This is a genomic window from Acidobacteriota bacterium (genome assembly GCA_033549365.1).
In the GTDB taxonomy this organism is placed as follows: Bacteria; Acidobacteriota; Aminicenantia; order Aminicenantales; family Saccharicenantaceae; genus JAWSUF01.
On record JAWSUF010000065.1, the window covers coordinates 1 to 613 of the forward strand.

The 613-nt window shown below is 47.0% G+C and carries 1 rRNA gene; it reads left to right on the forward strand.

Going from position 1 to position 613, the window contains the following annotated elements:
- Positions 1 to 504: ribosomal RNA gene (locus tag SCM96_16065) — 23S ribosomal RNA — on the forward strand; the annotation flags it as partial.
- Positions 505 to 613: the final 109 nt, after the last annotated feature.

Here is a 613-nt window from a genome sequence, read left to right on the forward strand (position 1 = left end):
GTGAAAGGCTAATCAAACTCGGTGATAGCTGGTTTTCTCCGAAATATATTTAGGTATAGCCTCGTGAGATGACTGATGGAGGTAGAGCACTGCTTGGGCTAGGGGTCCTACCGGATTACCAACCCCATGCAAACTCCGAATACCGTCAAGTTCAATCACGGGAGTCAGACTACGGGAGATAAGTTCCGTGGTCGAGAGGGTAAGAGCCCAGACCGCCAACTAAGGTCCCCAAATCTGTGCTAAGTGGAAAAGGAGGTGAAACTGCTGAGACAACCAGGAGGTTGGCTTAGAAGCAGCAACCCTTTAAAGAAAGCGTAACAGCTCACTGGTCTAGTGGATTTGCGCCGAAAATTTACCGGGGCTCAAGCACAGTACCGAAGTTGCGGGTGTCAGAAACCAGAATACAGAGGACAGAAAGCCAGACTGATGATTTCATCATTTGAAGATCTTGATGTATTTCAACGAGCCTATAAGGTTTCCTTGGAAATTCATAAAGCAAGTATGAATTTTCCGAAGAGGGAACAATACGGGCTAGCTGATCAAATTCGAAGTGCCAGCAAATCCATCTGCGCGAACATTGCGGAAGGATTTGCCAAGCAGCGATATTCAAGTC